Source organism: Micromonospora chaiyaphumensis, assembly GCF_900091435.1.
In the GTDB taxonomy this organism is placed as follows: Bacteria; Actinomycetota; Actinomycetes; order Mycobacteriales; family Micromonosporaceae; genus Micromonospora; species Micromonospora chaiyaphumensis.
Genome location: NZ_FMCS01000004.1, coordinates 256,944 through 279,914, shown reverse-complemented (window position 1 = coordinate 279,914; position 22,971 = coordinate 256,944). Strand labels below are relative to the sequence as shown.

19 protein-coding genes are annotated in these 22,971 nt (G+C 72.0%); 10 read left to right on the top strand and 9 right to left on the bottom strand.

The window, feature by feature from the left end; translation table 11 throughout:
* The first annotated feature begins 45 nt into the window (after nt 1-45).
* Nucleotides 46-2,484: a DNA helicase PcrA gene (gene pcrA, locus GA0070214_RS13295; protein WP_091262608.1), complete on the top strand. Its 2,439-nt coding sequence runs from the start codon at nt 46-48 to the stop codon at nt 2,482-2,484.
* A gap of 61 nt (nt 2,485-2,545) precedes the next feature.
* Here the strand turns inward: pcrA and GA0070214_RS13290 are convergent, their stop codons facing one another.
* Nucleotides 2,546-3,310 (bottom strand): M23 family metallopeptidase, encoded by a 765-nt coding sequence (locus GA0070214_RS13290; protein WP_377463213.1) that lies wholly within the window; start codon nt 3,308-3,310, stop codon nt 2,546-2,548.
* 262 nt (nt 3,311-3,572) lie between these two features.
* Complete coding sequence (locus tag GA0070214_RS13285; RefSeq protein WP_091262604.1) at nt 3,573-4,283, bottom strand: M23 family metallopeptidase; 711 nt, start codon at nt 4,281-4,283, stop codon at nt 3,573-3,575.
* 385 nt (nt 4,284-4,668) lie between these two features.
* On the opposite strand from GA0070214_RS13285, the gene icmB reads away from it, so the two are divergent.
* The 4 genes from icmB to sucD all read left to right on the top strand — a co-directional run bounded on the left by icmB (nt 4,669) and on the right by sucD (nt 8,697).
* Complete coding sequence (gene icmB, locus GA0070214_RS13280) at nt 4,669-5,073, top strand: coenzyme B12-dependent isobutyryl CoA mutase small subunit (protein ID WP_091262602.1); 405 nt, start codon at nt 4,669-4,671, stop codon at nt 5,071-5,073.
* Between the two features lie 853 nt (nt 5,074-5,926).
* A complete protein-coding gene (locus GA0070214_RS13275) occupies nt 5,927-6,442 on the top strand; it encodes a hypothetical protein (RefSeq protein WP_091262599.1) in 516 nt (171 codons plus the stop codon).
* A gap of 186 nt (nt 6,443-6,628) precedes the next feature.
* Nucleotides 6,629-7,807 (top strand): ADP-forming succinate--CoA ligase subunit beta, encoded by a 1,179-nt coding sequence (gene sucC, locus GA0070214_RS13270; RefSeq protein ID WP_091262597.1) that lies wholly within the window; start codon nt 6,629-6,631, stop codon nt 7,805-7,807.
* Nucleotides 7,808-7,809: 2 nt separating this feature from the next.
* Nucleotides 7,810-8,697 carry a succinate--CoA ligase subunit alpha gene (sucD, locus tag GA0070214_RS13265; RefSeq protein ID WP_091262595.1) on the top strand — a complete coding sequence of 296 codons (888 nt, stop codon included), beginning with the start codon at nt 7,810-7,812 and terminating at the stop codon, nt 8,695-8,697.
* Between the two features lie 57 nt (nt 8,698-8,754).
* Here the strand turns inward: sucD and GA0070214_RS13260 are convergent, their stop codons facing one another.
* The gene (locus tag GA0070214_RS13260) at nt 8,755-9,024 is read right to left on the bottom strand and encodes a hypothetical protein (RefSeq protein ID WP_091262593.1); all 270 of its coding nucleotides are present in this window, start codon (nt 9,022-9,024) and stop codon (nt 8,755-8,757) included.
* A gap of 159 nt (nt 9,025-9,183) precedes the next feature.
* Here GA0070214_RS13260 and GA0070214_RS13255 point away from each other — a divergent pair, with 159 nt between their 5' ends.
* Nucleotides 9,184-10,512: a cell division protein PerM gene (locus GA0070214_RS13255; protein WP_091262592.1), complete on the top strand. Its 1,329-nt coding sequence runs from the start codon at nt 9,184-9,186 to the stop codon at nt 10,510-10,512.
* Nucleotides 10,513-10,572: 60 nt separating this feature from the next.
* On the opposite strand, the gene GA0070214_RS13250 is transcribed toward GA0070214_RS13255, so the two are convergent.
* Nucleotides 10,573-11,157: a DUF4190 domain-containing protein gene (locus tag GA0070214_RS13250; protein WP_091262590.1), complete on the bottom strand. Its 585-nt coding sequence runs from the start codon at nt 11,155-11,157 to the stop codon at nt 10,573-10,575.
* A gap of 210 nt (nt 11,158-11,367) precedes the next feature.
* On the opposite strand from GA0070214_RS13250, the gene purN reads away from it, so the two are divergent.
* The 4 genes from purN to GA0070214_RS13230 all read left to right on the top strand — a co-directional run bounded on the left by purN (nt 11,368) and on the right by GA0070214_RS13230 (nt 17,009).
* Nucleotides 11,368-11,988 (top strand): phosphoribosylglycinamide formyltransferase, encoded by a 621-nt coding sequence (purN, locus tag GA0070214_RS13245; RefSeq protein ID WP_091262588.1) that lies wholly within the window; start codon nt 11,368-11,370, stop codon nt 11,986-11,988.
* Nucleotides 11,985-13,556 carry a bifunctional phosphoribosylaminoimidazolecarboxamide formyltransferase/IMP cyclohydrolase gene (purH, locus tag GA0070214_RS13240; RefSeq protein ID WP_091262586.1) on the top strand — a complete coding sequence of 524 codons (1,572 nt, stop codon included), beginning with the start codon at nt 11,985-11,987 and terminating at the stop codon, nt 13,554-13,556. The genes purN and purH overlap by 4 nt, the downstream gene beginning before the upstream one ends.
* Nucleotides 13,557-13,816: 260 nt before the next feature.
* The gene (locus GA0070214_RS13235) at nt 13,817-14,203 is read left to right on the top strand and encodes a hypothetical protein (protein ID WP_091262584.1); all 387 of its coding nucleotides are present in this window, start codon (nt 13,817-13,819) and stop codon (nt 14,201-14,203) included.
* Nucleotides 14,204-14,375: 172 nt separating this feature from the next.
* Nucleotides 14,376-17,009, top strand: a complete 2,634-nt coding sequence (locus GA0070214_RS13230; RefSeq protein ID WP_139141854.1) for a sialidase family protein — start codon at nt 14,376-14,378, stop codon at nt 17,007-17,009.
* Nucleotides 17,010-17,078: 69 nt separating this feature from the next.
* On the opposite strand, the gene GA0070214_RS13225 is transcribed toward GA0070214_RS13230, so the two are convergent.
* The 5 genes from GA0070214_RS13225 to GA0070214_RS13205 form a co-directional block, all read right to left on the bottom strand.
* A complete protein-coding gene (locus GA0070214_RS13225; RefSeq protein WP_091262580.1) occupies nt 17,079-18,107 on the bottom strand; it encodes an ABC transporter ATP-binding protein in 1,029 nt (342 codons plus the stop codon).
* Entirely contained in the window at nt 18,091-19,128 is a 1,038-nt protein-coding gene (locus GA0070214_RS13220) for an ABC transporter ATP-binding protein (protein WP_091262578.1), read from the bottom strand. The genes GA0070214_RS13225 and GA0070214_RS13220 overlap by 17 nt, the downstream gene beginning before the upstream one ends.
* A 7-nt stretch (nt 19,129-19,135) precedes the next feature.
* Nucleotides 19,136-20,092: an ABC transporter permease gene (locus GA0070214_RS13215; RefSeq protein ID WP_091262576.1), complete on the bottom strand. Its 957-nt coding sequence runs from the start codon at nt 20,090-20,092 to the stop codon at nt 19,136-19,138.
* Nucleotides 20,085-21,023 carry an ABC transporter permease gene (locus GA0070214_RS13210; RefSeq protein ID WP_091262574.1) on the bottom strand — a complete coding sequence of 313 codons (939 nt, stop codon included), beginning with the start codon at nt 21,021-21,023 and terminating at the stop codon, nt 20,085-20,087. Before GA0070214_RS13210 ends, GA0070214_RS13215 begins: the two co-directional genes overlap by 8 nt.
* 145 nt (nt 21,024-21,168) lie before the next feature.
* Nucleotides 21,169-22,770 (bottom strand): peptide ABC transporter substrate-binding protein, encoded by a 1,602-nt coding sequence (locus tag GA0070214_RS13205; protein ID WP_091262572.1) that lies wholly within the window; start codon nt 22,768-22,770, stop codon nt 21,169-21,171.
* Between the last annotated feature and the right edge of the window lie 201 nt (nt 22,771-22,971).

Below are 22,971 nucleotides of genomic sequence, written 5' to 3'. Positions count from 1 at the left end.
GCGCGGGCGGGAAGTGTCCGGCCGTCGGCATAGACTTCCGGTGCGATGCATCCTCTCTTCGACATCCCCGCGTCCCCGCCCGCGCCGGAGCCCGGGACCCCGCCGCGCCGGCCCGAATCCGGCACGGCGCACCGGTCGCCGCGCCGCGACCCGAAACCGTCGGCCCGGCCGGACCCGCAGGCCCTCCTCGCCGGCCTGAACGGCCCCCAGCGGGACGCGGTCACCCACTCCGGTTCGCCGCTGCTCATCGTGGCCGGCGCCGGCTCCGGCAAGACGCGGGTGCTGACCAACCGGATCGCCTACCTGCTCGCCGCGCGGGACGTGCACCCCGGCGAGATCATCGCGATCACCTTCACCAACAAGGCGGCCGGTGAGATGAAGGAGCGGGTCGCCGCCCTGGTCGGCCCGCGTGCCCGGTTGATGTGGGTGTCGACCTTCCACTCGGCCTGCGTCCGGATCCTGCGCGCCGAGCACGAGCACGCCGGCCTGAAGTCCACCTTCTCGATCTACGACGCCGACGACTCCCGCCGGCTCATGCAGCTGGTCGCCCGCGAGCTGGACCTGGACCCGAAGCGCCACCCCGCGCGCGGCCTGGCCGCCCAGGTCTCCAACCTGAAGAACGAGCTGGTCGACCCGGAGGAGTTCGCCGGCCGGGCCAAGGGCCCCAACGAGCGGGCGCTGGCCGAGGCCTACACGCTCTACCAGCGGCGGCTGCGCGAGGCGCACGCGCTGGACTTCGACGACCTGATCATGACGACCGTGCACCTGCTCCAGTCGCACCCGCACGTCGCGGAGAGCTACCGGCGGCGGTTCCGGCACGTGCTGGTCGACGAGTACCAGGACACCAACCACGCCCAGTACGTGCTGATCAAGGAGCTGGTCTCCGGCACCGAGGGCATCCCGCCGGCCGAGCTCTGCGTGGTCGGTGACGCCGACCAGTCGATCTACGCGTTCCGCGGCGCCACCATCCGCAACATCCTGGAATTCGAGCGCGACTTCACCGACGCCCGGACGATCCTGCTGGAGCAGAACTACCGCTCCACCCAGACGATCCTCAACGCCGCCAACGCGGTGATCGACCGGAACACCTCCCGTAAGCCGAAGCGGCTGTGGAGCGACGCCGGGGCGGGCGAGCAGATCGTCGGCTACGTGGCCGACACCGAGCACGCCGAGGCGGACTGGGTGGCCCGGGAGATCGACCGGCTGGTCGACGCCGGCGACACCCGCCCCGGCGACGTGGCGGTCTTCTACCGCACCAACGCCATGTCCCGGGTCTTCGAGGAGGTGTTCATCCGGGTCGGCCTGCCCTACAAGGTGGTCGGCGGGGTGCGCTTCTACGAGCGCAAGGAGGTCCGCGACGCGCTGGCCTACCTGCGCGCGGTGGTCAACGACGACGACACGGTGAGCCTGCGCCGGATCCTCAACACCCCGCGCCGGGGCATCGGCGAGCGCGCCGAGGCGTGCGTGGAGGCGCTGGCCGGCCGCGACCGGATCTCCTTCGGTGCGGCGCTGCGCCGGGCCAAGGACGCCCCGGGGATCTCCACCCGGGCCGCCAACGGCATCGCCGAGTTCGTCGCGCTGCTCGACGAGGCGCGCGAGCTGGCCGCCACCGGCACCCCCGAGGAGGTGCTGGAGGCCCTGCTGACCCGCTCGGGCTACCTGGCGGAGCTGGAGGAGAGCCTCGACCCGCAGGACGCCGGCCGCGTGGACAACCTCCAGGAACTCGTCAGCGTCGCCCGGGAGTACACCGAGCGGATCGAGGCGCTGGGCGGGGAGGACGAGCGGGCCACCCTGGCCGGCTTCCTGGAGCAGGTGGCGCTCGTCGCCGACGCCGACCAGATCCCCTCCGACGATCCGGACCACCAGGGCGTGGTGACCCTCATGACCCTGCACACCGCCAAGGGCCTGGAGTTCCCGGTGGTGTTCCTGAGCGGCCTGGAGGACGGCGTCTTCCCGCACCTGCGCTCGCTGGGCGACACCCGCGAGCTGGAGGAGGAACGGCGGCTGGCCTACGTGGGCATCACCCGCGCCCGGCAGCGCCTCTACCTGTCGCGGGCGGTCACCCGCTCGGCCTGGGGCGCGCCGGCCTACAACCCGCCGTCGCGGTTCCTTGAGGAGCTGCCGACCGAGCTGGTCCGGTGGGAGCGCACCGAGGGGGCGTACACCTCGTGGGCCGGTGGGGGCGGCGGCGTCGGTGGCCGGGCGGACCGCGTGCCCGGCGGGCGCGGCGGCTTCACCGGGGGGACGCCCAAGGCGACCCAGCTCGCCAAGCGTCTCGGGGTGGACGCCAGCCGGCTGGCGACGGCGAGCGAGTTGAAGCAGGCGCCCAAGGTGTCGGTGGGCGACCGGGTCAACCACCAGCGCTACGGCCTCGGCCGGGTGCTCGCGGTGGAGGGGCACGGCCCGGGCGCCCGGGCGCAGATCGACTTCGGCGACCAGACCATGTGGCTGGTCCTCCGGCACGCCCCGATAGACAAGCTCTGAGCCGAGTGGGGCCCGGCCCGGCGACGCGCCGGACCGGGCCCCTCCCTCGTGCCGTGACCCGTCAGCAGGCCACGTCGATGCCCCGGGCGCGCAGGAACGGCGCCGGGTCGATCTGGTTCCACATGGCGCCCTTGTGCACCTCGAAGTGCAGGTGCGGGCCCGTGGCGTCACCGGTGGCGCCCTCGTAGCCGATGACCTGCCCGGCCTTCACCTTGTCGCCGACGCTGACGATCAGCCGGCTCTGGTGGGCGTAGTGAGTCAGGTAGCCGTTGGCGTGGTCGATGAAGACCGAGTTGCCGTAGCCGTCGCCGACGTCGCCGGCCTTGACCACGGTGCCCGCCGCGGCGGCGTGGATGGGCGTGCCCGCCGGCATGGCGAAGTCGATGCCGGCGTGCAGGGTGCCCCACCGCTGCCCGTAGCAGGAGGTGATCCCGGCGCCCTTCATCGGGATGACCCAGGCCGGCTTCGGCTTGGTGGTCTTCTTCGGCTTCGGCTTGGCCGGGGTGGTCTTCGCCGGCGTCGGACTGGCCGGGCTCGGGCTCGGCGATGCGGTGGCCGAGGGGGTGACCGGGGCGGCCGACTCGCGGGCCGAGCGATCGGCGCGGCCGGCGGCCTCAGCGCGCTCCTGGGCGTCGAAGTCGACCGCGGCGGGGGTCGGGGCACCGTGGTCGGTGGTGGCGACGGAGACGCCGCCGACGCCGAGGCCCAGCAGGGCCACCGCGCCGACCACGAAATATGCGGTACGCCGGACCGGGCGCTGGCGCCGGTGCCGGGCGGGAGCGATGTCCGGGGTGTTCTCGTTCTGGATGGAGCTGTCTTCCTGCACGGAAACCTTCATCAGTCGAGGGGCACGTGACCTCGAAATACTGGTGTCGGCCGGGCTCGCGCCGGGTACGGGGTTCGGGAGAACCGGCGAGGCACCTGACGCCACCTGCCCGGTTTCCTGCCGGCCCGGGCGGTTTCGTGCCGAAAAGGATCATGCGCGGCTGTGGCGCCGAGCACATTCGCGGCTGTGACCCGGCAGACATTGCCGCAGAAGAAACCGCCCGGATCGGCTGATCCGGGCGGTCAACGGGCGATGCGCAGCGTCAGGACGCGGCTACCTCGCTGTAGATTGTCTCGACTTCGAGCTGGATGTCCACTCCGCGGTCCGCCAGCCACGGCACCGGGTCCAGCGGCTGGCCGTTGACATGGATCTCCAGGTGCAGGTGCGAACCGTAGGAGTGGCCGGTGTTGCCGACCAGGCCGAGCTGCTGGCCGGCCTTCACCTGCTGGCCCTCCTTGACGGTCACCGCCGAGGAGTGGCCGTAGATGGCCTCGCTGCCGTCCGCGTGCTTGACGATCACCGCGTAGCCGTAGCCGCCGAACCAGCCGGCCTTGGTGACCTGGCCGTCGTGGATCGCCTGGTAGGGCGTGCCCTCCGGTGCGACCAGGTCGATGCCGGTGTGCAGCTTGCCCCAGCGCATGCCGTAGGGGGACTGGAAGTCGTAGCCGTGCAGGGGGAGCAGCCAGGTGTCCTGCTCGGCGGCGGTCTTGCCGCCGCGGTCGTCACGGGTGGCGACGTCGTCGCTCTTGGCGCGGTCCGCGGCGTCCTGGCTGGTGATCGAGGCCTGCTTGAGCTCGTCGAGGACCGACGGGCTGACGCTCTTGGCGTCGGGGAGGGCGTTCGCGCCGAGGGCGACGAGGCCGGCGCCCACGAAGGCGGTGGTCACGACCGCCGCGTAGCGGCTCCGCGGGGGGGTGGGTACGCGGCGGCGGCCGCGATATCTATCGGGCTCAGACGACAGGCGCTGGCGCACGCACACCCTCCGTTGTCGGGGATCCGATGCGACTCCGGACCGTTCGGTGAAGCTCGGTCGAACCTCCGGTGTCGCGTCGTCACCCGTCCGTGGACCTGATGACAACCGTGGACACGTTAGCCAACCGCCACTCCTGTCACAAGCCGAAGCGCCGAATTGGCGTTTCTTTCTGTCCGTTTCCGTCCGCTCTTGTCATAGCTCGCGCCGCCGGTCGGATGGCCCGACGACCGCCCGTTCGTCGCGGACAGTGACCGTTCGGCGGAGGTGTCCGGCTTCCCGCTCGCGGGGCCGGACGGTAGGACGCAGCCCGGGTTTCCGGCCCCGGGCAGGGCGGGTTACCGTTCGTTCAGGTCAGGAGTGCCGGAGCCGTGAAAGGTGTGCGCTGATGAGCTCTCGTATCCGGGTCGTCGTCGCGAAGCCCGGCCTGGACGGCCACGACCGGGGCGCGAAGGTCGTCGCCCGTGCCCTGCGTGACGCGGGCATGGAGGTCATCTACACCGGCCTGCACCAGACGCCGGAGCAGATCGTGGAGACCGCGATCCAGGAGGACGCCGACGCGGTCGGCCTCTCGGTCCTCTCCGGCGCCCACATGACGCTCTTCAAGCGGGTCCTCGAGTTGCTCGCCGAGCGCGACGCGGCCGACATCGTGGTCTTCGGCGGCGGCATCATCCCGGACGCCGACATCCCGGAACTCCAGCGGCTCGGCGTCGCCAAGATCTTCACCCCGGGCGCCACCACCCAGTCGATCGTGGACTGGGTCCGCGAGAACGTCGCCCAACCGGTCGCCTGACCCACGGGTCGCCCACCTGTTGATCAAGAAGTTTGCGTCCGGAACGAGCCCGGATCCGACGCAAACCTCTTGATCACCTCGGCTGGGGTGGGCGGGATCGGCGCTTCGGCGGGTGCGGTGGGGCGCTGGGAACTTGGTGACGTGGACGGACCGGAGCGGGTGGCTGTTCTTCCGAGCCGTTCGAGTTGGCGTCGGGGACGACTCGGTGCGCTGCTGCGGGCGATTCGGGCGTGACTCGTTCACGACATCGAGTTCGTAGCGCCGTCGGGCCGACCGGGCCCCGAAATCAGCCGCAGGTAAATGGACAGGGGGAGGGGCCGGACGCACCCCTCACACGTCCGGCCCCTCTATGCACGATGCCCCGCCGCCACCCCTCGACCGACAGGGCATCGGCCGCTCCCGTCGTCGCGCCTGACCAGCGCTCCGACATCAGACTCAACGACGCCCCCAACAGGGGGTTACGCCTGTTCCCCAACATCCCCCGGACGGCTGACAACCCGCATCCCGGGCGCCTCGACGGGCCCGATTCCGGCGGGGCCGCGCGCCCGGGGCGCGGGTCGTAGGGTGTGCCTGCCCGGACCGCGTCCCGCGGCCGACGACCCCGCCGGGAGCCGCCGTGACCCAGCCGCCGTACCCGCAGCCCGATCCCGCCGGTGGTCAGCCCCCGCCGGCCTCCGGGTGGCCGGCGCAGCCACCCGGCCACGGATGGGCCGCGCCCCAACAGCCTGGTCCGCCCGGTTGGCCGGCGCCGCCGCAGCAGCCCGCGCCGGGCTGGCCGCAGGCGTATCACCCCGGGCCGGGGTGGCCGCCGGTCGCGCCGACCGCCAAGCGGATCCCGGAGGACCAGCCGTTCGTGGTCAGGCCGAGCCTGCGCAAGCGGGCGCTGACCCTCGGGCTGGTGACCCTGGCGGTCGGCCTGGTGCTGGCCTGCCCGATCGGGCTCGCCGCGTCGTCCGAGGGCGGTGGCGCCGGGCTGCTCCTCGTCATTCCCGTGGTGATGCTCGTCTTCGCCGTGCCGGTCGGCCTCCAGCTCTGGCTCGTCTCCTCCGGCGGCCCGGTGCTCGCGCTCGGGCCGGCCGGGCTGTGGATCAAGACGCGGCCGACCCGGGGCCAGGCGATCTGGCTGCCGTGGGAGGCGGTCGAGCGGGTCTACCTGCGGCGCTGGGGGCTGGAGAAGATGCTCTGCGTGAAACCGCGGGATCCGCGCGTCGGCAGTGGGCTGGGCGCGTTCACCGCGCTCGACTCGGGGATGCAGCAGGCGTTCTTCGGCACCGGCTTCACCGCCACGGTCAACCACGCCGACCGGAACGAGGACGAGATCATGCGAGCAGTGGCCGGATACGCGGCCGGTCGCTGCCGGGTGGGCTGAGCCCGGCGCGACACAGAGGCGGCTGTGCATTACCGCACACCGTGCACCCGCTCGGTTGCCGCCGGTTCCCATCTCGTTAGGCTGCGGCAAATGGCCTGTCTCATCTGATGACAGGCGTCAAACTGATTTTCCAACGCTGGTGGCGGCGCGACGGCGCGCCGCGGAGACGGGACGGGACGCGCAATCGTGGACCTGTACGAGTACCAGGGGCGGGACCTGTTCGAGCGGCACGGGTTGCCCGTGCTCGCCGGCGGCGTCGCCACTACCCCGGAGGAGGCCCGCGCGATCGCCGAGCGCCTCGGCGGCCGGGTGGTCGTCAAGGCGCAGGTGAAGGTCGGCGGCCGCGGCAAGGCCGGCGGCGTGAAGCTGGCCGAGGGCGCGGAGGAGACGGTGGCCCGCGCCACCGACATCCTCGGCATGGACATCAAGGGTCACACGGTCCACAAGGTCATGATCACCGTGACCGCGGACGTGGCCGAGGAGTACTACTTCTCGTACCTGCTCGACCGGGCGAACCGCACCTTCCTCTGCATCGCCAGCGTGGCCGGCGGCATGGACATCGAGCAGGTCGCCGCCGACACCCCCGAGAAGGTCGTCAAGGCCCCGATCGACGCGAACACCGGCGTGGACGAGGCGAAGGCGCGCGAGATCGTGAGCGCGGCCGGCTTCCCGGCCGAGGTCGCCGACCAGGTGGTCGAGGTCGCGGTCAAGCTGTGGCAGGCGTTCGTCGCCGAGGACGCCACGCTGGTCGAGGTGAACCCGCTGGCCACGACCAAGGACGGCAAGCTGCTGCTGCTGGACGCCAAGGTCACCCTCGACGAGAACGCCGCGTTCCGGCACCCGGACCACGAGGCCCTGGTCGACCAGGCGTCGGTGGACCCGCTGGAGCAGGCCGCCAAGTCCAAGGACCTCAACTACGTCAAGCTCGACGGCGAGGTCGGCATCATCGGCAACGGCGCGGGCCTGGTCATGTCCACGCTCGACGTGGTCGCGTACGCCGGTGAGCGGCACGGCGGCGTCAAGCCGGCCAACTTCCTCGACATCGGTGGCGGCGCGAGCGCCGAGGTGATGGCGAACGGCCTGGAGATCGTCCTCTCCGACCCGTCGGTGAAGAGCGTCTTCGTCAACGTCTTCGGCGGCATCACCGCGTGCGACGCGGTCGCCAACGGCATCGTGCAGGCGCTGGCCCTGCTCGAGCAGCGCGGCGAGAAGGCCACGAAGCCGCTCGTCGTCCGCCTCGACGGCAACAACGCCGAGGCCGGTCGGGCGATCCTCGACGGCGCGAACAACCCGCTGATCCAGCGGGTCGACACCATGGACGGCGCGGCCGAGCGGGCCGCCGAGCTGGCAGCTGCGGGGGTCTGACAATGGCTATCTGGCTGACCAAGGACTCCAAGGTCATCGTGCAGGGGATGACCGGTTCCGAGGGTTCCAAGCACACCCGGCGGATGCTCGCCGCCGGCACCAACGTCGTCGGCGGCGTCAACCCGCGCAAGGCGGGCCAGAAGGTCGACTTCGACGGCACCGAGCTGCCGGTGTTCGCGTCCGTCGCGGACGCCATGAAGGAGACCGGGGCGGACGTCACGGTCATCTTCGTGCCGCCGCAGTTCACCAAGGCCGCCGTGGTCGAGGCGATCGACGCCGGCATCGACCTGGCCGTGGTGATCACCGAGGGCGTGCCGGTGCACGACACCGCCGCGTTCTGGGCGTACAACGTGGCGAAGGGCGAGCGGACCCGGATCATCGGCCCGAACTGCCCGGGCATCGCCTCGCCGGGCGCCTCCAACGCCGGCATCATCCCGGCCGACATCACCGGCTCCGGCCGGATCGGCCTGGTCAGCAAGAGCGGCACGCTGACCTACCAGATGATGTACGAGCTGCGCGACATCGGCTTCTCCACCTGCGTCGGCATCGGCGGTGACCCGATCATCGGCACCACCCACATCGACGCCCTGGCCGCCTTCGAGGCGGACCCGGAGACCGACGCGATCGTCATGATCGGTGAGATCGGTGGCGACGCCGAGGAGCGGGCAGCCGAGTTCATCAAGGCCAACGTCACCAAGCCGGTGGTCGGCTACATCGCCGGCTTCACCGCCCCGCCCGGCAAGACCATGGGCCACGCCGGCGCCATCATCTCCGGCTCGGCGGGCACCGCCGACGCCAAGAAGGCGGCGCTGGAGGCGGTCGGCGTGAAGGTCGGCAAGACCCCGACCGAGACCGCCAAGCTGATGCGGGAGATCATGTCCGGCCGCTGAGCGGTCCCGTGACGTGCCGAGGGGGTCGACCGGGTCCGGTCGGCCCCCTCACGCTTCCTACCGGTACCAGTAGGGGGAGTAGTAGTTGCCCCGGGACCGGATGATGGCGCTGGCGACGAGGTTGATGACGCCGAACGCGATGGCCAGCCAGCCGAGCACCGGGGACTTGCCGAAGCGCTTCGCGTCCCGGATCGACAGGTAGCCGAAGACGATGCCCAGGATGCCGCAGCAGAGCAGGCCGGTGATGATCCCCAGAACGCCCCAGAGGGTGGTCCGGTCCCGGCCGGCGGCCGGTGGCGGCGGGGGCGGCGGATACGGAGCGTTCACGGCTTCCTCCGAGCGGTCGGTGCCGCGACAGGAAAGGTCGCGTCCTGGGCCGAGGCTAAACCGGATCCGGGCCGCCGAGCCGGTGGATCAGGGAACTCGCCGTGGCCCCGGGGCGGTATCGGACTGCCGTCGCCCGCGCGGCATGCCAGAGTAGAGCCGATGTCACGCGTCACCCCTGACCAGCCGCGCCACCCCGCCGCCGAGGTCGCCGCCGACACCCGGCCGACCCGCCGTGCCGGGCCGGCGCCGCGGGTGCCCGCGCCCCGGTCGGGGGAGCCGCCGCGCGGCCGGGCCCCGCTGCCCGTCGCCGCCGGGGTGGCGGCCCTCTGGGCCGCCGTGACGTCGTGGCTGCCGGTCTCCGTGGTGCTCGGCCTGGCCCAGCTCAGCGAGGACGCCGGCTCGCTGCCCGGCGCGCTCCGCGCCGGGCTGGTCGGCTGGCTGCTCGGGCACGGCGTGCCGCTGGAGACCACCGCCGGGCCGCTCGGCCTGGCGCCGCTCGCCCTGACCGCGCTCGCCGTCTGGCGGCTCACCCGCGCCGGGGTCCACGTGAGCCGGGCCATCGGCGCGCGGGGCCACCGTTCGCCGGGCCGGGCGCTCACCGTCGCGGTCTCGGTCGGCATCGCGTACGGGGTGCTCGGCGCCCTCGCCGCGCTCGCGGTCGGCGCGGGCGGGCTGCGGGTGTCCCCGGTCCGGGCCGGGCTGACCTTCGCGGTCCTCGGTGGGCTCGCGGCCCTGGTCGGCGCGCTGCGGACCACGGGCGTCTGGGTCCTGCTGACCCGCCGTTCCCCGGCGGCGCTGCGCGACGGGGTACGCACCGGGCTGGTCGCCGTCCTGCTCCTGCTCGGGGCGGGCGCCGGTGCGGCCGGGCTGGCGGTGGCCACCGGAGGCGGCGACGCGGCCGACATGATCGGGGCGTACCGGACCGGGGTGGCCGGCCAGGCGGGCATCACGCTGGTGAGCCTCGCCTACGCGCCGAACGCCACCGTCTGGTCGGGCAGTTACCTCCTCGGGCCCGGGTTCGCCGTGGGCACCGACACCGCCGTGCGGACCAGCGAGGTGTCCGTCGGCGCGCTGCCGGCCGTACCGTTGCTGGCCGGCCTGCCGCGTGGCCCGGTCGACGGGCTGGGCGCCGCGTTGCTCGCGGTGCCCGTGCTGGCCGCCATGGCGGCCGGCTGGCTGCTGGCCCGGCGGCTGCTGCGGCTCGCGGCCGACGACCGCGCGCCGGTCGGGTGGTCCACCCTGCTCGTCCCGGCGGCGCTCGCCGGCCCGGTCGCCGGGCTGCTGCTCGGCCTGGCCGCGGCTGCCTCCGGCGGTCCGCTCGGCGGCGGCCGGCTGGCCGAGATCGGCCCGGCGCCCTGGCCGGTGGCGGCCGTGGCCACTCTGGTTGTCGCCGCGGGCGCCCTCCTCGGCGCCGCCGCCGGCCGCACCCTCACCCGCACTCCCGCCTGGCCGCGCCCCACCGCCGCGGCCCGCCGCGCCGACGACTGACCGGCGCCCGGAACGGCGGAGGGGCGCCCGGCGGTGCCGGACGCCCCTCGCGGAGCCGGTTCAGGAACCGAGGTTGCTCAGGTTGATCGCGGCGCCGGCGATGGCGTTGATGATGCCGATGACCACACCGATGCCGCCGCAGATGAGGGCGGCCTTGGCCTGGCCCGCGTTGCTCGCCTCGCCCGCCTGGACCTTCTTCTGGCCCATCACGCCGAGCACGATGCCGGCGATGCCGGCCGGGATGCCGATGATCGGGCAGCAGAGGCCGAGCACGATCGAGGCGATGCCGGCGATCATGCCGATCAGGCCGAGCGTGTTGTTCTGGCCGCCGCCGGTGGGGTAGCCGGCCTGCGGGTACTGCGGCGCGGCGCCGTAGGGCTGCTGCTGCGCGTACGGGTCCTGGCCGTAGGGCTGGCCGGAGGTGGGCTGCTGACCGTAGGGCTGGCCGGAGGTGGGCTGCTGGCCGTACTGCGGGGCCTGCGGCGGCTGGGCGTACGGGTCCTGCCCGTACGGCTGGCCCGAGGTGGGCTGCTGCCCGTACTGCGGCGCCTGCGGCTGCTGGCCGTACGGGTTGTACTGCGGGGAGGTCGGGTCCTGGTTCGGCTGCTGGCCGTAGGGGTCCTGACCGGGGTAACCGGGCTGCATCTGCGGAGCGCTCCTCAAACTGGGGGTCGACGGTCCATGGGACGCCGCGGCACGACGGGCCCGGGACCGAGGTCACGATGCCGACGCCGGGCCGGGCGTACGCACGGCACCGGGCGACGGCAGCGTATCGTGCCGGCGCCACGAGGGAGATCACCCGCGCTGCCGCCGCCCGAGCGTCGGACACCCCTCCCGGCCCGATAGGGTTGCCTCGTGACCGAGCCCGCGTCCGTCGCCCGCCTCGTCGTCCTCGTCTCCGGTTCCGGCAGCAACCTCCAGGCGTTGCTGGACGCCGCCGCCGACCCCGCGTACGGGGCCCGGGTGGTGGCCGTGGGCGCCGACCGCGACGGGATCGTCGGCCTGGACCGGGCCGCCGCGGCCGGCGTGCCGACGTTCGTCGAGCGGCTGAAGGACCACCCGACCCGCGAGGACTGGGACAAGGCGCTCACGGCCCGGGTCGCCGAGCACCGGCCGGACCTGGTCATCAGCGCCGGTTTCCTCAAGCTCGTCGGCCCGCAGTTCCTGGCCGCGTTCGGGGATCGCTACCTCAACACGCACAACACCCTGCTGCCGGCGTTCCCCGGCATCCACGGCCCCCGGGACGCGCTGGCGTACGGCGTGAAGGTCACCGGGGCCACGCTGTTCTTCGTCGACGCCGGGATGGACACCGGCCCGATCGTCGCCCAGGTCGCCGTGCCGGTGCGGGACGACGACGACGAGGAGACGCTCACCGAGCGCATCAAGTCCGCCGAGCGGCGCCAGCTCGTCGAGCAGGTCGGTCGGCTGGTCCGTGAAGGTTGGACGATCACCGGTAGAAAGGTCACCGTTCCGTGAGTGCCACTGAGGACGTTCGCCGCCCGATCAGGCGGGCGCTGGTCAGCGTCTACGACAAGACCGGGCTGGTCGAGCTGGCCCGCGCCCTGCACGAGGCGGGGGTGGAGATCGTCTCGACCGGCAGCACCGCGTCGACGATCTCCGGCGCGGGCGTGCCGGTGACCCCGGTCGAGCAGGTGACCGGTTTCCCGGAGATCCTCGACGGCCGCGTGAAGACCCTCCACCCCAAGATCCACGGTGGCCTCCTCGCCGACCTGCGCAAGGACGCGCACGCGGCCCAGCTCGACGAGCACGGCATCGCCGGCATCGACCTGCTGGTCTCCAACCTCTACCCGTTCCAGGCCACCGTCGCCTCGGGCGCGAGCCAGGACGAGTGCGTCGAGCAGATCGACATCGGCGGTCCGGCGATGGTCCGGGCCGCGGCCAAGAACCACGCCTCGGTGGCCGTGGTGACCGACCCGGCGGCCTACCCGGCGCTGCGGGAGGCGCTCGCCGACGGCGGCTTCACCCTGGCCCAGCGCCGGGCCCTCGCGGCCCGCGCGTTCGCCGACATCGCCGACTACGACGTGGCCGTCGCCGAGTGGTTCGCCGGCGAGCTGGCGCCGGCCGCCGACGGGTGGCCCGCGTTCGCCGGGCTGGCGCTGCGCCGCCAGGCGGTGCTGCGCTACGGCGAGAACCCGCACCAGGCGGCCGCTCTCTACGCCGACCCGGCCAGCCCGGCCGGCCTGGCTCAGGCCGAGCAGCTGCACGGCAAGGAGATGTCCTACAACAACTACGTCGACGCCGACGCCGCCTGGCGGGCCGCGAACGACTTCCCCGAGCAGCCCGCGGTGGCGATCATCAAGCACGCCAACCCGTGCGGCATCGCGGTCGGGGCGGACGTGGCCGAGGCGCACCGCCGGGCGCACGCCTGCGACCCGGTGTCCGCGTACGGCGGGGTGATCGCGGTCAACCGGCCGGTCTCGGTGGAGCTGGCCCGGCAGGTCGCGGAGATCTTCACCGAGGTGCTGGTGGCGCCCGGCTTCGACGAGGGCGCCCTGGAGGTCCTCCGGGCGAAGAAGAACATCCGCCTGCTGCGGGCACCGGAGTTCGACCCGCTGCCGGCCGAGTGGCGGCAGGTCACCGGCGGGGTGCTGGTGCAGCTGCGGGACCGGATCGACGCCGCGGGCGACGATCCGGCGAACTGGACGCTGGCCACCGGTGAGGCGGCCGACGCGGCCACCCTCGACGACCTGGCGTTCGCCTGGCGGGCGGTCCGGGCCGTGAAGAGCAACGCCATCCTGCTGGCCCGGGGCGGCGCCACCGTCGGCGTGGGGATGGGCCAGGTCAACCGGGTCGACTCGGCGCAGCTCGCGGTGAGCCGGGCCGGCGCGGAGCGGGCCCGCGGCTCGGTCTGCGCCTCGGACGCCTTCTTCCCGTTCGCCGACGGCCCGAAGATCCTCATCGACGCCGGCGTCCGGGCCATCGTGCAGCCCGGCGGCTCGATCCGCGACGAGGAGACCATCACCGCCTGCAAGGAGGCCGGGGTGACCATGTACCTCACCGGCACCCGGCACTTCTTCCACTGACCTCCACGAACCCGACAGGGGCGCGGCCGACCGGCCGCGCCCCTGTTTCATGTGGCGCCCGCCCCCGTCGGAGCGATGTCACGAGTGGACGGCTGACCAGCCGAAAAGGCGACTGTCCACCGTTGCCGGGTTGTGAAAGTTGTTGCTAGCGTTGTCCCGCAGCAAGTGATCGACCCTCCCCGTTCTCAGCTCGACTCGCTCCCGCCCCGCGGCCGTCGCGCCGCCCGGTCGAGCGGGCGCCCCCTCGGACAGGTTTGCCCATGCGCGCAGTCGACCGGTTGAGCACCGTCGTCGTCGCCGTGGCGTTCGTCCTGGCCGGCCTGGGCGCGCCCGCCTGCGCGGAGCACCACCGGCCCGGCCCGATGGCCACCGCGGTGCACGCCGGCGACCACCGGGCCGCCGCCGCGCCGGACGCGCCCGGCCACGCTTCGCCGGAGCTGCGGACGGAGTTCTCCGGCGGACCCTGCGGTGACCACCACGCCGGCGTCACCGCCGGCGACGGACCGGACGACGTCCTCCCGGCCGCGCCCCCGCGGATCGGCGGCACGCCCGAGCGGGTGGCCGTCCCGGTCACCCGCCGTCAGCCGGCCCTCCCGTTGCCGCCACGCGGCACCCTGGCCACCCGCGGCCCACCGGTCTCCGCCTGACCCTGCCCGCCTCCGCCGGACGTGACCCGAGGTCCGTCCGGGCGTTCCGCCGGCCCGGGGTCCCTCGCGGACGGTGACCGTCCGACTGCGGGTAGCGCCACCGCGCCGTCCGCCTCTCGTCTTCCATCCCGGGCCGCAGGCCCGGTATCCCCACGAATCCGGGAGGATTCACATGTCCCAGTCACGCTGGCACAGGCCGGCGACAATAGCGGGCGCGTTGGTGCTCACCGCCGCGCTCGGTGGCGTGGTCGCCACCAACCACGAGGTGCAGGAGAAGCTGGGCCTGGCCGACGAGCCGGGCGCCAACATGCCCTGGCACCCCAGAGAGTTCATGGAGCTGGCCGCCGGCGAGTCGTCGGAGGAGGCCGGCGAGGAGGCCTTCGAGGCCCGCACCATCGCCGAGCAGTTCGCCCAGGCCCGCTACGCCCCGGGCATCGTCGCGCCGGGGGCGTACGCCAACGCGTTGAGCCAGCTCAACGCGCTGCCGGTCACCAAGGGCAGCTGGCGCGAGGTCACGAAGGTCAAGTACGACGGCGACGACCCGCGCTACCGCGACTACGCGTCCAACTCGTCCGGGGGCGCGGGCCTGGTCACCGGCCGGATCACCGGCCTCGCGTCGGACAACAGCGGCCACGTGTACGCGGCCGGCGCCGACGGCGGCGTGTGGCGGTCCTCGATCGGCGGCGGGAGCTGGACGCCGATCACGGACGCGCTGCCCACCCTGTCCAGCGGCGACATCGTGCTGGCCGGCGACGGTTCGCTCTGGTACGCGACCGGCGAGGGCAACACCGGCGGCACCTCGTACGTCGGCGCCGGCGTCTACCGGCTGGCCGACCCGGCGTCCGGCGCGTTCAAGCCGACCGACCGGGTCGGCGGGACCGAGCTGGAGAGCACGGTCATCAACAAGCTGCGCTTCTTCGACGGCAAGGTCTGGGTCGCCACCAACCGGGGCCTGTTCTCGCACGCGATGGGCAGTGCCTCGGGCGCCTGGAAGCGGGAGTTCGCGCCGAACCCGAGCTTCCTGCCGGGCGGGGCGAACGCGGGCGACGCGAACGCCGCGTACAAGAACATCGTCAACGACGTGGCCCAGGACCCGCGCAACCCGAAGCACGTGGTGGCCGCCTCGGCCTGGCGCTCCGGCGACACCTACAACGGCTTCTACGAGACCGCCGACTACACGGCGGGCGGCTGGACGAAGGTCAACCCGACCGGCGCCATGCCGGCCGACGACATCGGCTACGTGACGTTCGCCTTCTCCGCCGACGGCGGCAAGCTCTACGCGATCAACCAGTCGCCGAAGCTGCTCAACAAGCCGGCCGGCAACGTGAACAGCTACCTCGACGGCATCTACGTCTCCAACACCGGCAACCCGGCCGGCCCCTGGAACAAGATCGCCGACTCGTCGAAGCTGGGCAACTCCGGCTCGGCGCTCAAGCAGACCGTGATGGGCAAGGGCTACGGCCCGGGCATCCAGGCCTGGTACAACCAGTTCCTGGCGGTGGACCCGGCCAACCCGAACCACCTCTGGGCGGGCCTGGAGGAGGTCTACGAGTCGACCGACGCCGGTGCCAACTGGAAGACGGTCGGCCCGTACTGGAACTTCAACTTCTCCTGCTGGAGCATCCACGACGCGCAGAACACCTGCAGCAAGACCACCCACTCCGACCAGCACTCGGTGGCCGTGGGCAACGGCTTCGTCTACGTCGGCAACGACGGCGGCGTCTACCGGCGGCCGATCAACGGAAAGACCGACCGGGACGGGCACGCCACCGACTGGCAGAGCCTCAACGACGGCACCATCGACGCTCTCCAGTACTACTCGGTGGCGCTGGGCCGGGACCCGGCCACGGCCGGCACCGTCGTCTCCGGCGGCCTCCAGGACAACGGCACCTCGATCCTGCGCCCCGGCGACACCGTGATGGGCTCGCACTTCGGCGGTGACGGCGGCGACTCCCAGGCCGACCCGGCGAACGGCTGCCGGCAGGTCCAGGAGTACACCAACCTGGCCATGCGGGTGACCGAGAACTGCAACGCCAACACCGGCTCGGGCACCCAGGCGGACTCCACCTCGCGGGACATCCAGCCGTACACGAACGCGCCCGGCGACGAGCTGGCCCGGTTCATCGCGCCGTTCGCGCCCGACGACCACGACGCGAACGTCTGGGTCGCCGGTGGCCAGCACGTCTGGGTCAACACCAAGGGCTACTCGATCCAGAACGGCAAGGGCTGGACCAACGTGTTCGACCTGGGCGCCGGCCGCACCGCGACCTCGGTGGCGGTCTCCGGCGGCACGGCGTACGTCGGCTGGTGCGGCCCGTGCAACAACGCCGGCTTCGCCCGGGGCCTCGCGGTCGGCAGGGTCACCGACCCGGCGAGCTGGCACCAGGTCACCCTGCCGGGTGACTTCCCCAACCGGTTCCTCCAGGGCGTCGGGATCGACCCGGCGAACCCGTCGCACGCCTACGTCGCGGTGAACGGTTTCTCCCGCCGCTTCACGGAGGGCCCGGGCGCCGGCTTCGGCCACGTCTTCGAGACCACCGACGCGGGCGCGACCTGGAAGGACGTCTCGGCGAACCTGCCGGACGTGCCGGCCAGCTCGATCAAGGAGCTGTCCAACGGCGCTCTCGTGCTCGCCACCGACCTGGCCACGTTCTACCGCGCTCCGGGCGCCACCGCCTGGCAGCGGCTCGGCGCCGGCCTGCCGCTGACCGTCGGCATGGACGTCGAGTACAACGCGGCCGACAACTCGGTCTACGTCGCGACCCACGGCCGCGGCATCTGGGCGTTCCCCCTCGCCCAGCTCTGACCGGGCACCCCGAGCGGAGGCCCCGTCCCCCCTTCCTCCGGGGGACGGGGCCTCCGTCGTGCGCGGGGGTCAGGCGCCGGGGCGTACCTCGGCGAAGTGGCAGGCCGACGGGTGCGGGTCGGCCGCGCGGAGCACCGTGTGCGGCTCCTGGGTGGCGCAGACCTCCTGCGCCTTCCAGCAGCGGGTGCGGAACCGGCAGCCCGAGGGCGGGTCGGCCGGGCTGGGCACGTCGCCGGTGAGCCGGATGATGGCCCGCTCCTCGCGGGCGTCCGGGTCCGGCACCGGCACGGCGGAGAGCAGCGCCTGGGTGTACGGGTGGGTCGCCCGCTCGTAGATCTCCTCCTCGGTGCCGATCTCGACGATCTTGCCGAGGTACATGACCGCGACCCGGTCGGAGATGTGCCGGACCACCGACAGGTCGTGCGCGATGAAGATGTACGACAGCCCGAACTCGTCCTGGAGCTGCTCCAGCAGATTGATCACCTGGGCCTGGATGGAGACGTCCAGGGCGGAGACCGGCTCGTCGCAGACGATCACCTCGGGCCGCAGGGCCAGCGCCCGGGCGATGCCGATGCGCTGCCGCTGGCCGCCCGAGAACTGGTGCGGGTAGCGGTTGATGTGCTCGGGGTTGAGCCCCACCACGTCCAGCAGTTCCTGCACGCGCCGCTGCCGGCTGCCCTTCGGCGCCGCCTCCGGGTGGATCACGAACGGCTCGCCGATGATGTCGCCGACCGTCATCCGCGGGTTCAGCGAGGTGTACGGGTCCTGCATCACCATCTGCATGTTGCGGCGCAGCCGGCGCAGCTCCGAGCCGGACGCCTTGAACAGGTCCCGGCCCTCCAGGGTGGCCCGGCCGCTGGTCGGCGTCTCGAGGCGCATGAGGAGCCGGGCCAGGGTCGACTTGCCGCAGCCGGACTCGCCGACCACGCCGAGCGTCTCGCCGCGGCGCAGCTCGAAGCTGACCCCGTCGACCGCCTTCACCGCGCCGATCTGCTTCTGGAACAGCACGCCCCGGCTGATCGGGAAGTGCTTCACCACGTTGTCGACGGAGAGGATGGTCTCGCCGCGGACCTTGGTCGAGCTAGCGGGCGCTGTCATCACGGACCTCCTGCGCGAAGTGGCACGCGCTGGTCCGGCCGTCGCCGAGGACCAGGTCGTGCGGCACCACGTCCACGCAGACCTGCTGCACGTACGGGCACCGGGGGTGGAACGGGCAGCCGGAGGGGATCCGCATGAGGTTCGGCGGCAGCCCCTTGATCGTCGACAGGGCCTGGCCGCGGACGTCCAGGCGCGGGATCGACTCCAGCAACCCCTTGGTGTACGGGTGGGCCGGCGCCCGGTACAGCGAGCGCACGTCGGCGTGCTCGACGATCCGGCCGGCGTACATGACGGCGATCCGGTCCGCGACGCCGGCCACCACGCCGAGGTCGTGGGTGATCAGGATCATCGCCATGTTCAGGTCGCGGCGCAGGTCGGCCAGCAGGTCCATGATCTGGGCCTGCACGGTGACGTCCAGCGCCGTGGTGGGCTCGTCGGCGATCAGCACCTTCGGGTCCAGGGCGAGCGCCATGGCGATCATGACCCGCTGCCGCATGCCGCCCGAGAACTGGTGCGGGTAGTCACCGAGCCGCTTCGCCGCGGCGGGGATCTTCACGAGGTCCATGAGCTCGACGGCCCGCCGGCGGGCGTCGGCCCGGGACATCCCCTCGCGCTGGCGCAGCGTCTCGCCGATCTGCCAGCCGACCGGGAAGACCGGGTTCAACGCCGAGAGCGCGTCCTGGAAGATCATCGCGATCTCCTTGCCGCGCACCTGCCGCCGCTGCTCCTCGGAATGGGTCAGCAGGTCCCGGCCCTGGTAGAGGATCTGGCCGGAGCGGACGTGTGCCGGGGGCGTGTCCAGGATGCCCATGATCGCCTGGGCGGTGACCGACTTGCCGGAGCCGGACTCGCCGAGCACGGCCAGGGTCTCGCCCGCGTCGAGGTGGTAGGTCACCCCGTTGATCACCCTGGCCACGCCCTCGGTGGTGCGGAACTCGACGTGCAGGTCCCGTACCTCGAGCAGGTGGCCACCGGGCGGGGTGGGGGAGGCCGGCGTGGGCCGGACCGCGGACTGGGTCATGGGTTTCTCACCGCAGCTTCGGGTCGAAGGCGTCGCGGATCGCGTCGCCCAGCATGATGAAGGCGAGCACGGTCAGCGCGAGGAAGGCCGAGGGCACGATCAGCGGGGTCGCCGCCTCCCGCATGTGGATGCGGCCGGTGTCGATGTCCTGGCCCCAGGAGATGGTCGGGGCCTTCAGGCCGATGCCGAGGAAGCTCAGCGTCGCCTCGGCCGCGATGAACGAGCCGAGCGCGATGGTGAGCACCACGATCGCCGGGGCAAGCGCGTTCGGGAGGATGTGCCGCCACATGATCCGGCCGTTGCGGGCGCCGAGCATCCGGGCCGCGGAGACGTAGTCCTGCTCCTTGGCGGTGATCACCGAGGAGCGGATCACCCGGGCCGCGGTGGTCCAGCCGAGCACCGCCAGCACGAAGATCACCGCGAACAGCCGGACGTTGTCGCTGCTGGTGCTCAGCCGCTTGAGCAGCACGATCGCGGCGAGCAGCAGCGGGATGCCGAGCACGATGTCGATCACGCGGGAGAGCACCGCGTCCACCCAGCCGCCGAAGTAGCCGGCGAGCATGCCGACGATCAGCGCGATCACGCCGGTGGCCAGCGCGGCGAGGGCACCGACGAGGAGCGAGGCACGGGTGCCGTAGACCGCCCGGGCGTAGACGTCGCAGCCCTGGAAGTCGTACCCGAAGATGGCCCCGCCGGACGGCGCGGCGTGCTGCCGGGAGAGCAGGCAGTCGCGCGGGTCGTTGGCGGTGAACAGCGACGGGACGGCGGCCATCGCGGCGGCCAGCACGACCAGGGCCAGGCTGACCCAGAAGATCGGGTTGCGGCGCAGGTCCCGCCAGGCGTCGCCGGCCAGGCTGCGCGCCCGCTGGGGCGCGCCGATCCGGTCGGGGGTGGCGGGCTCGCCGGAGACGCCCCGCCGCGCGGCCTGGTCCTCCGTCGCCGCGACAGTCTCGAAATCACTCATAGCGGATCCTCGGGTCGAGTACGGCGTAGAGCACGTCCACCACCAGGTTGGAGACGAGGTAGACCACGACGAGCACGCTCACGATGCCCACCACCAGCGGGCCGTCCTCGGTGCGGATGCCGCGGAAGAGGTTGAATCCCACGCCGGGGATGTTGAACACGCCCTCGGTGATGATCGCGCCGCTCATCAGGTTGCCCAGCTCGACGCCGAGGAAGGTGACCACCGGGATGAGCGAGTTGCGCAGCACGTGGACGCTGACGATGCGCCGCTTGACCAGGCCCTTCGACCGGGCGGTCCGGACGTAGTCGGCGCGCAGGTTCTCCGCCACCGAGGTGCGGGTCAGCCGCAGGGCGGTGGCCAGCGACAGCGAGCCGAGCACGATGCCGGGCAGCAGCAGCGCGTAGAAACTCGGTTGGGCCCCGGCGGTGGGCGGGAAGAGCTGCCACTTGACGCCGAGGAAGTACTGCGCGATCGGTGCCAGGACGATGGTCGGGATGCCCAGCACCAGCAGGGTGAGCACCAGCGTCGAGTTGTCGAAGATGCTGGCCCGGCGGATGCCGGCGATCACGCCGGCGGTGACGCCGAAGATGATGGCCACGGCCAGCGCGATGAGCGCCAGCCGTACGGTGACCGGCCAGGCCTGCTGAAGGATGTCGCCGATCTGCCGGCCGGTGAGCGACTGGCCCAGGTCGCCCTGGAGCAGGTTCTTGACGTAGTCGAGGTAGCGGTAGAAGAAGCCGCCCACGCCGGTCTGGTCCAGGTGGTACTTCTGCGTCAGGTATGCCCGCTGGGCCGCCGTCACCGGCCGCTCTCCGGCGAGGGCCTGGATCGGGTCGCCCTGCCCGGCGAACATCAGCGCGTAGACGATCAGCGTGGTCCCGAAGAACGCCAGGACCATCTGCAGGAGGCGCCGCAGGATGAAGCGGAACATGCTTGCCAGTCTCTCCGGAAAAGCGCTAAAGGGGCGCAGGATGACATCTCTGGCGTACCGGAAATTGGCGGCGGTGCCCCCGGCCTGGACCGCCACGTGGTCCGGGCCACCCGGGTCGCCCCGGGTGGCCCGTGCCGCGGTCAGGTCAGCTGGCCGCCTCGATCTTGAGGAGGTTGACCCGCTGGAACAGGTCCATCTGGACGTTCTTGACCTTGCTGGAGTGCCCGTACACGTTCTCGCCGAAGCGGAGCGGAATCACCGGCATGTCCTTGGCCAGGATGTCCTCGGCCTGCTGGTACTTCTTGATCGCCTCGGCCTGGGTCGGCGCGGCCGAGCCCTCCTTGACCAGGCGGTCGAACTCCGGGTTGCTGTAGCCGTAGTAGTTCGACGAGCCGTTGGTGCTGTACAGCGGGCCGAGGTAGTCCTCCATGGACGGGTAGTCCATGACCCAGCCCATCCGGAACAGACCCACCGGCTGCTTCTTCTCGACCTTGGTCAGCAGGTCGGCGAACTTCGGCTCGGCCGAGCCGACGCAGTCGACGCCCAGGTTGGCCTTGAGCTGGTTGCAGGTCGCGTCGACCCAGTCCTTGTGACCGCCGTCCCCGTTGTAGGAGATGGTGATCTTCGACGGGCCGCCGGCGGCCTGGTAGAGCTTCTTGGCCTCGGTCGGGTTGAACTGACCCGCGGCGCCGGTGGTGTTGTCCCGGTAGCCCGGCAGGACCGGCGAGACGAACGAGCGGGCCGACTGCTGCGAGCCCTTGAAGATCGACTTGGTGATCTCGTCACGGTCGATCGCCATGGAGATCGCCTTGCGCACGTCCGGGTTGCTGTAGTCCTTCTCGAAGGTGGGGAAGGCCAGGAACTGGAACGACGACATCGGGCTGGTCTGGTAGTTCTCGCCCAGGTCGCTCTGCGCGGTGCTCAGGTTCTCGGTCGGGATCGTCGGCAGCACGTCGAGGTTGTCCGACTGCAGGTCCGAGTACGCCGCGGTGAGCTGCTGGTAGACCCGGAACTCGACGTCCTTCACCTTGGGCTTCTCGCCCGGGTAGGCGTCGTAGCGCTCGACGTCGAGCTTGCTGTCGTGCTGCCAGGTGCCCTTCATCTTGAACGGGCCCTGGCCGATCGGCGCCTGCTCGTACGAGTCGTTGAGCACGCCCGGCGCGGAGAACGCGGCCTCCGGCAGCGGGTAGAAGGCGGTGTAGCCGAGCATGGACTTGAAGTCGATGTACGGCTCGGCGAGGGTCACCTGGAAGGTCAGGTCGTCGACCTTCTTCAGGCCGGACATCGTCTTGGCCTTCGGCTTCTCGCCCTGCAGGTCCTGGTAGCCCGCGATCTTCTCGAAGAAGTAGCTGGCGCCCTGGCCGTTGGGCGCGTACGCGCCGTAGTTCCAGGCGTTGATGTAGTCGTCGGACGTGACCTTCTCGCCGTTGTGGAAGGTGAACCCGTCCTTGAGCTTGATCGTCCAGACCTTGTTGTCGGACGACGTCACCGACTGGGCCGCGACCTCGTAGGGCTTGTTCTGCGCGTCGTAGTCGACGAGCGGGCTGAACAGGCCGGCGAGCACCTGCGAGCCGGACGTTTCGGTGGTGTTGGTCGGGACCAGGTGCTGCGGCTCGGAAATCTGGATACTGACCGCCGCGTCCTGGCCACCGCTCGATCCGCCGTCCCCGCCGCTGCCGCAGGCCGCCAGGCCCAGCGTCACCACGAGCGGGAGGGCGGTCCAGGCGGCGAGTCTACGAACACGCATGAACTCTCCTCATCTCCTCACGCTGCGCAGTCAGGCCCGGCGCTGGGTAACGCTGCGCAACGAGCGGTAACGGTAGGTCGCGATCGGCGCTTCGACAACGAGAGCGTTGCGAACCGATAACGGAACGTGCCGGCGGGGCTTGTCGTCGCCCGACTGGCTTGCTACACCAGAGCCCTCCGGCGCGCCTACCAGGGCCTTCGT

Excerpts from the sequence above, each read along its gene's own strand:
- icmB (WP_091262602.1), top strand. The coding sequence starts at position 4,669 with ATGAGCTCTCGTATCCGGGTCGTCGTCGCGAAGCCCGGCCTGGACGGC.
- GA0070214_RS13255 (WP_091262592.1), top strand. The coding sequence starts at position 9,184 with ATGTCACGCGTCACCCCTGACCAGCCGCGCCACCCCGCCGCCGAGGTC.
- GA0070214_RS13210 (WP_091262574.1), bottom strand. The coding sequence starts at position 21,023 with ATGTTCCGCTTCATCCTGCGGCGCCTCCTGCAGATGGTCCTGGCGTTC.
- GA0070214_RS13215 (WP_091262576.1), bottom strand. The coding sequence starts at position 20,092 with ATGAGTGATTTCGAGACTGTCGCGGCGACGGAGGACCAGGCCGCGCGG.
- sucD (WP_091262595.1), top strand. The coding sequence starts at position 7,810 with ATGGCTATCTGGCTGACCAAGGACTCCAAGGTCATCGTGCAGGGGATG.
- GA0070214_RS13235 (WP_091262584.1), top strand. The coding sequence starts at position 13,817 with ATGCGCGCAGTCGACCGGTTGAGCACCGTCGTCGTCGCCGTGGCGTTC.
- GA0070214_RS13205 (WP_091262572.1), bottom strand. The coding sequence starts at position 22,770 with ATGCGTGTTCGTAGACTCGCCGCCTGGACCGCCCTCCCGCTCGTGGTG.
- pcrA (WP_091262608.1), top strand. The coding sequence starts at position 46 with ATGCATCCTCTCTTCGACATCCCCGCGTCCCCGCCCGCGCCGGAGCCC.
- GA0070214_RS13230 (WP_139141854.1), top strand. The coding sequence starts at position 14,376 with ATGTCCCAGTCACGCTGGCACAGGCCGGCGACAATAGCGGGCGCGTTG.
- GA0070214_RS13225 (WP_091262580.1), bottom strand. The coding sequence starts at position 18,107 with ATGACAGCGCCCGCTAGCTCGACCAAGGTCCGCGGCGAGACCATCCTC.
- GA0070214_RS13250 (WP_091262590.1), bottom strand. The coding sequence starts at position 11,157 with ATGCAGCCCGGTTACCCCGGTCAGGACCCCTACGGCCAGCAGCCGAAC.
- GA0070214_RS13220 (WP_091262578.1), bottom strand. The coding sequence starts at position 19,128 with ATGACCCAGTCCGCGGTCCGGCCCACGCCGGCCTCCCCCACCCCGCCC.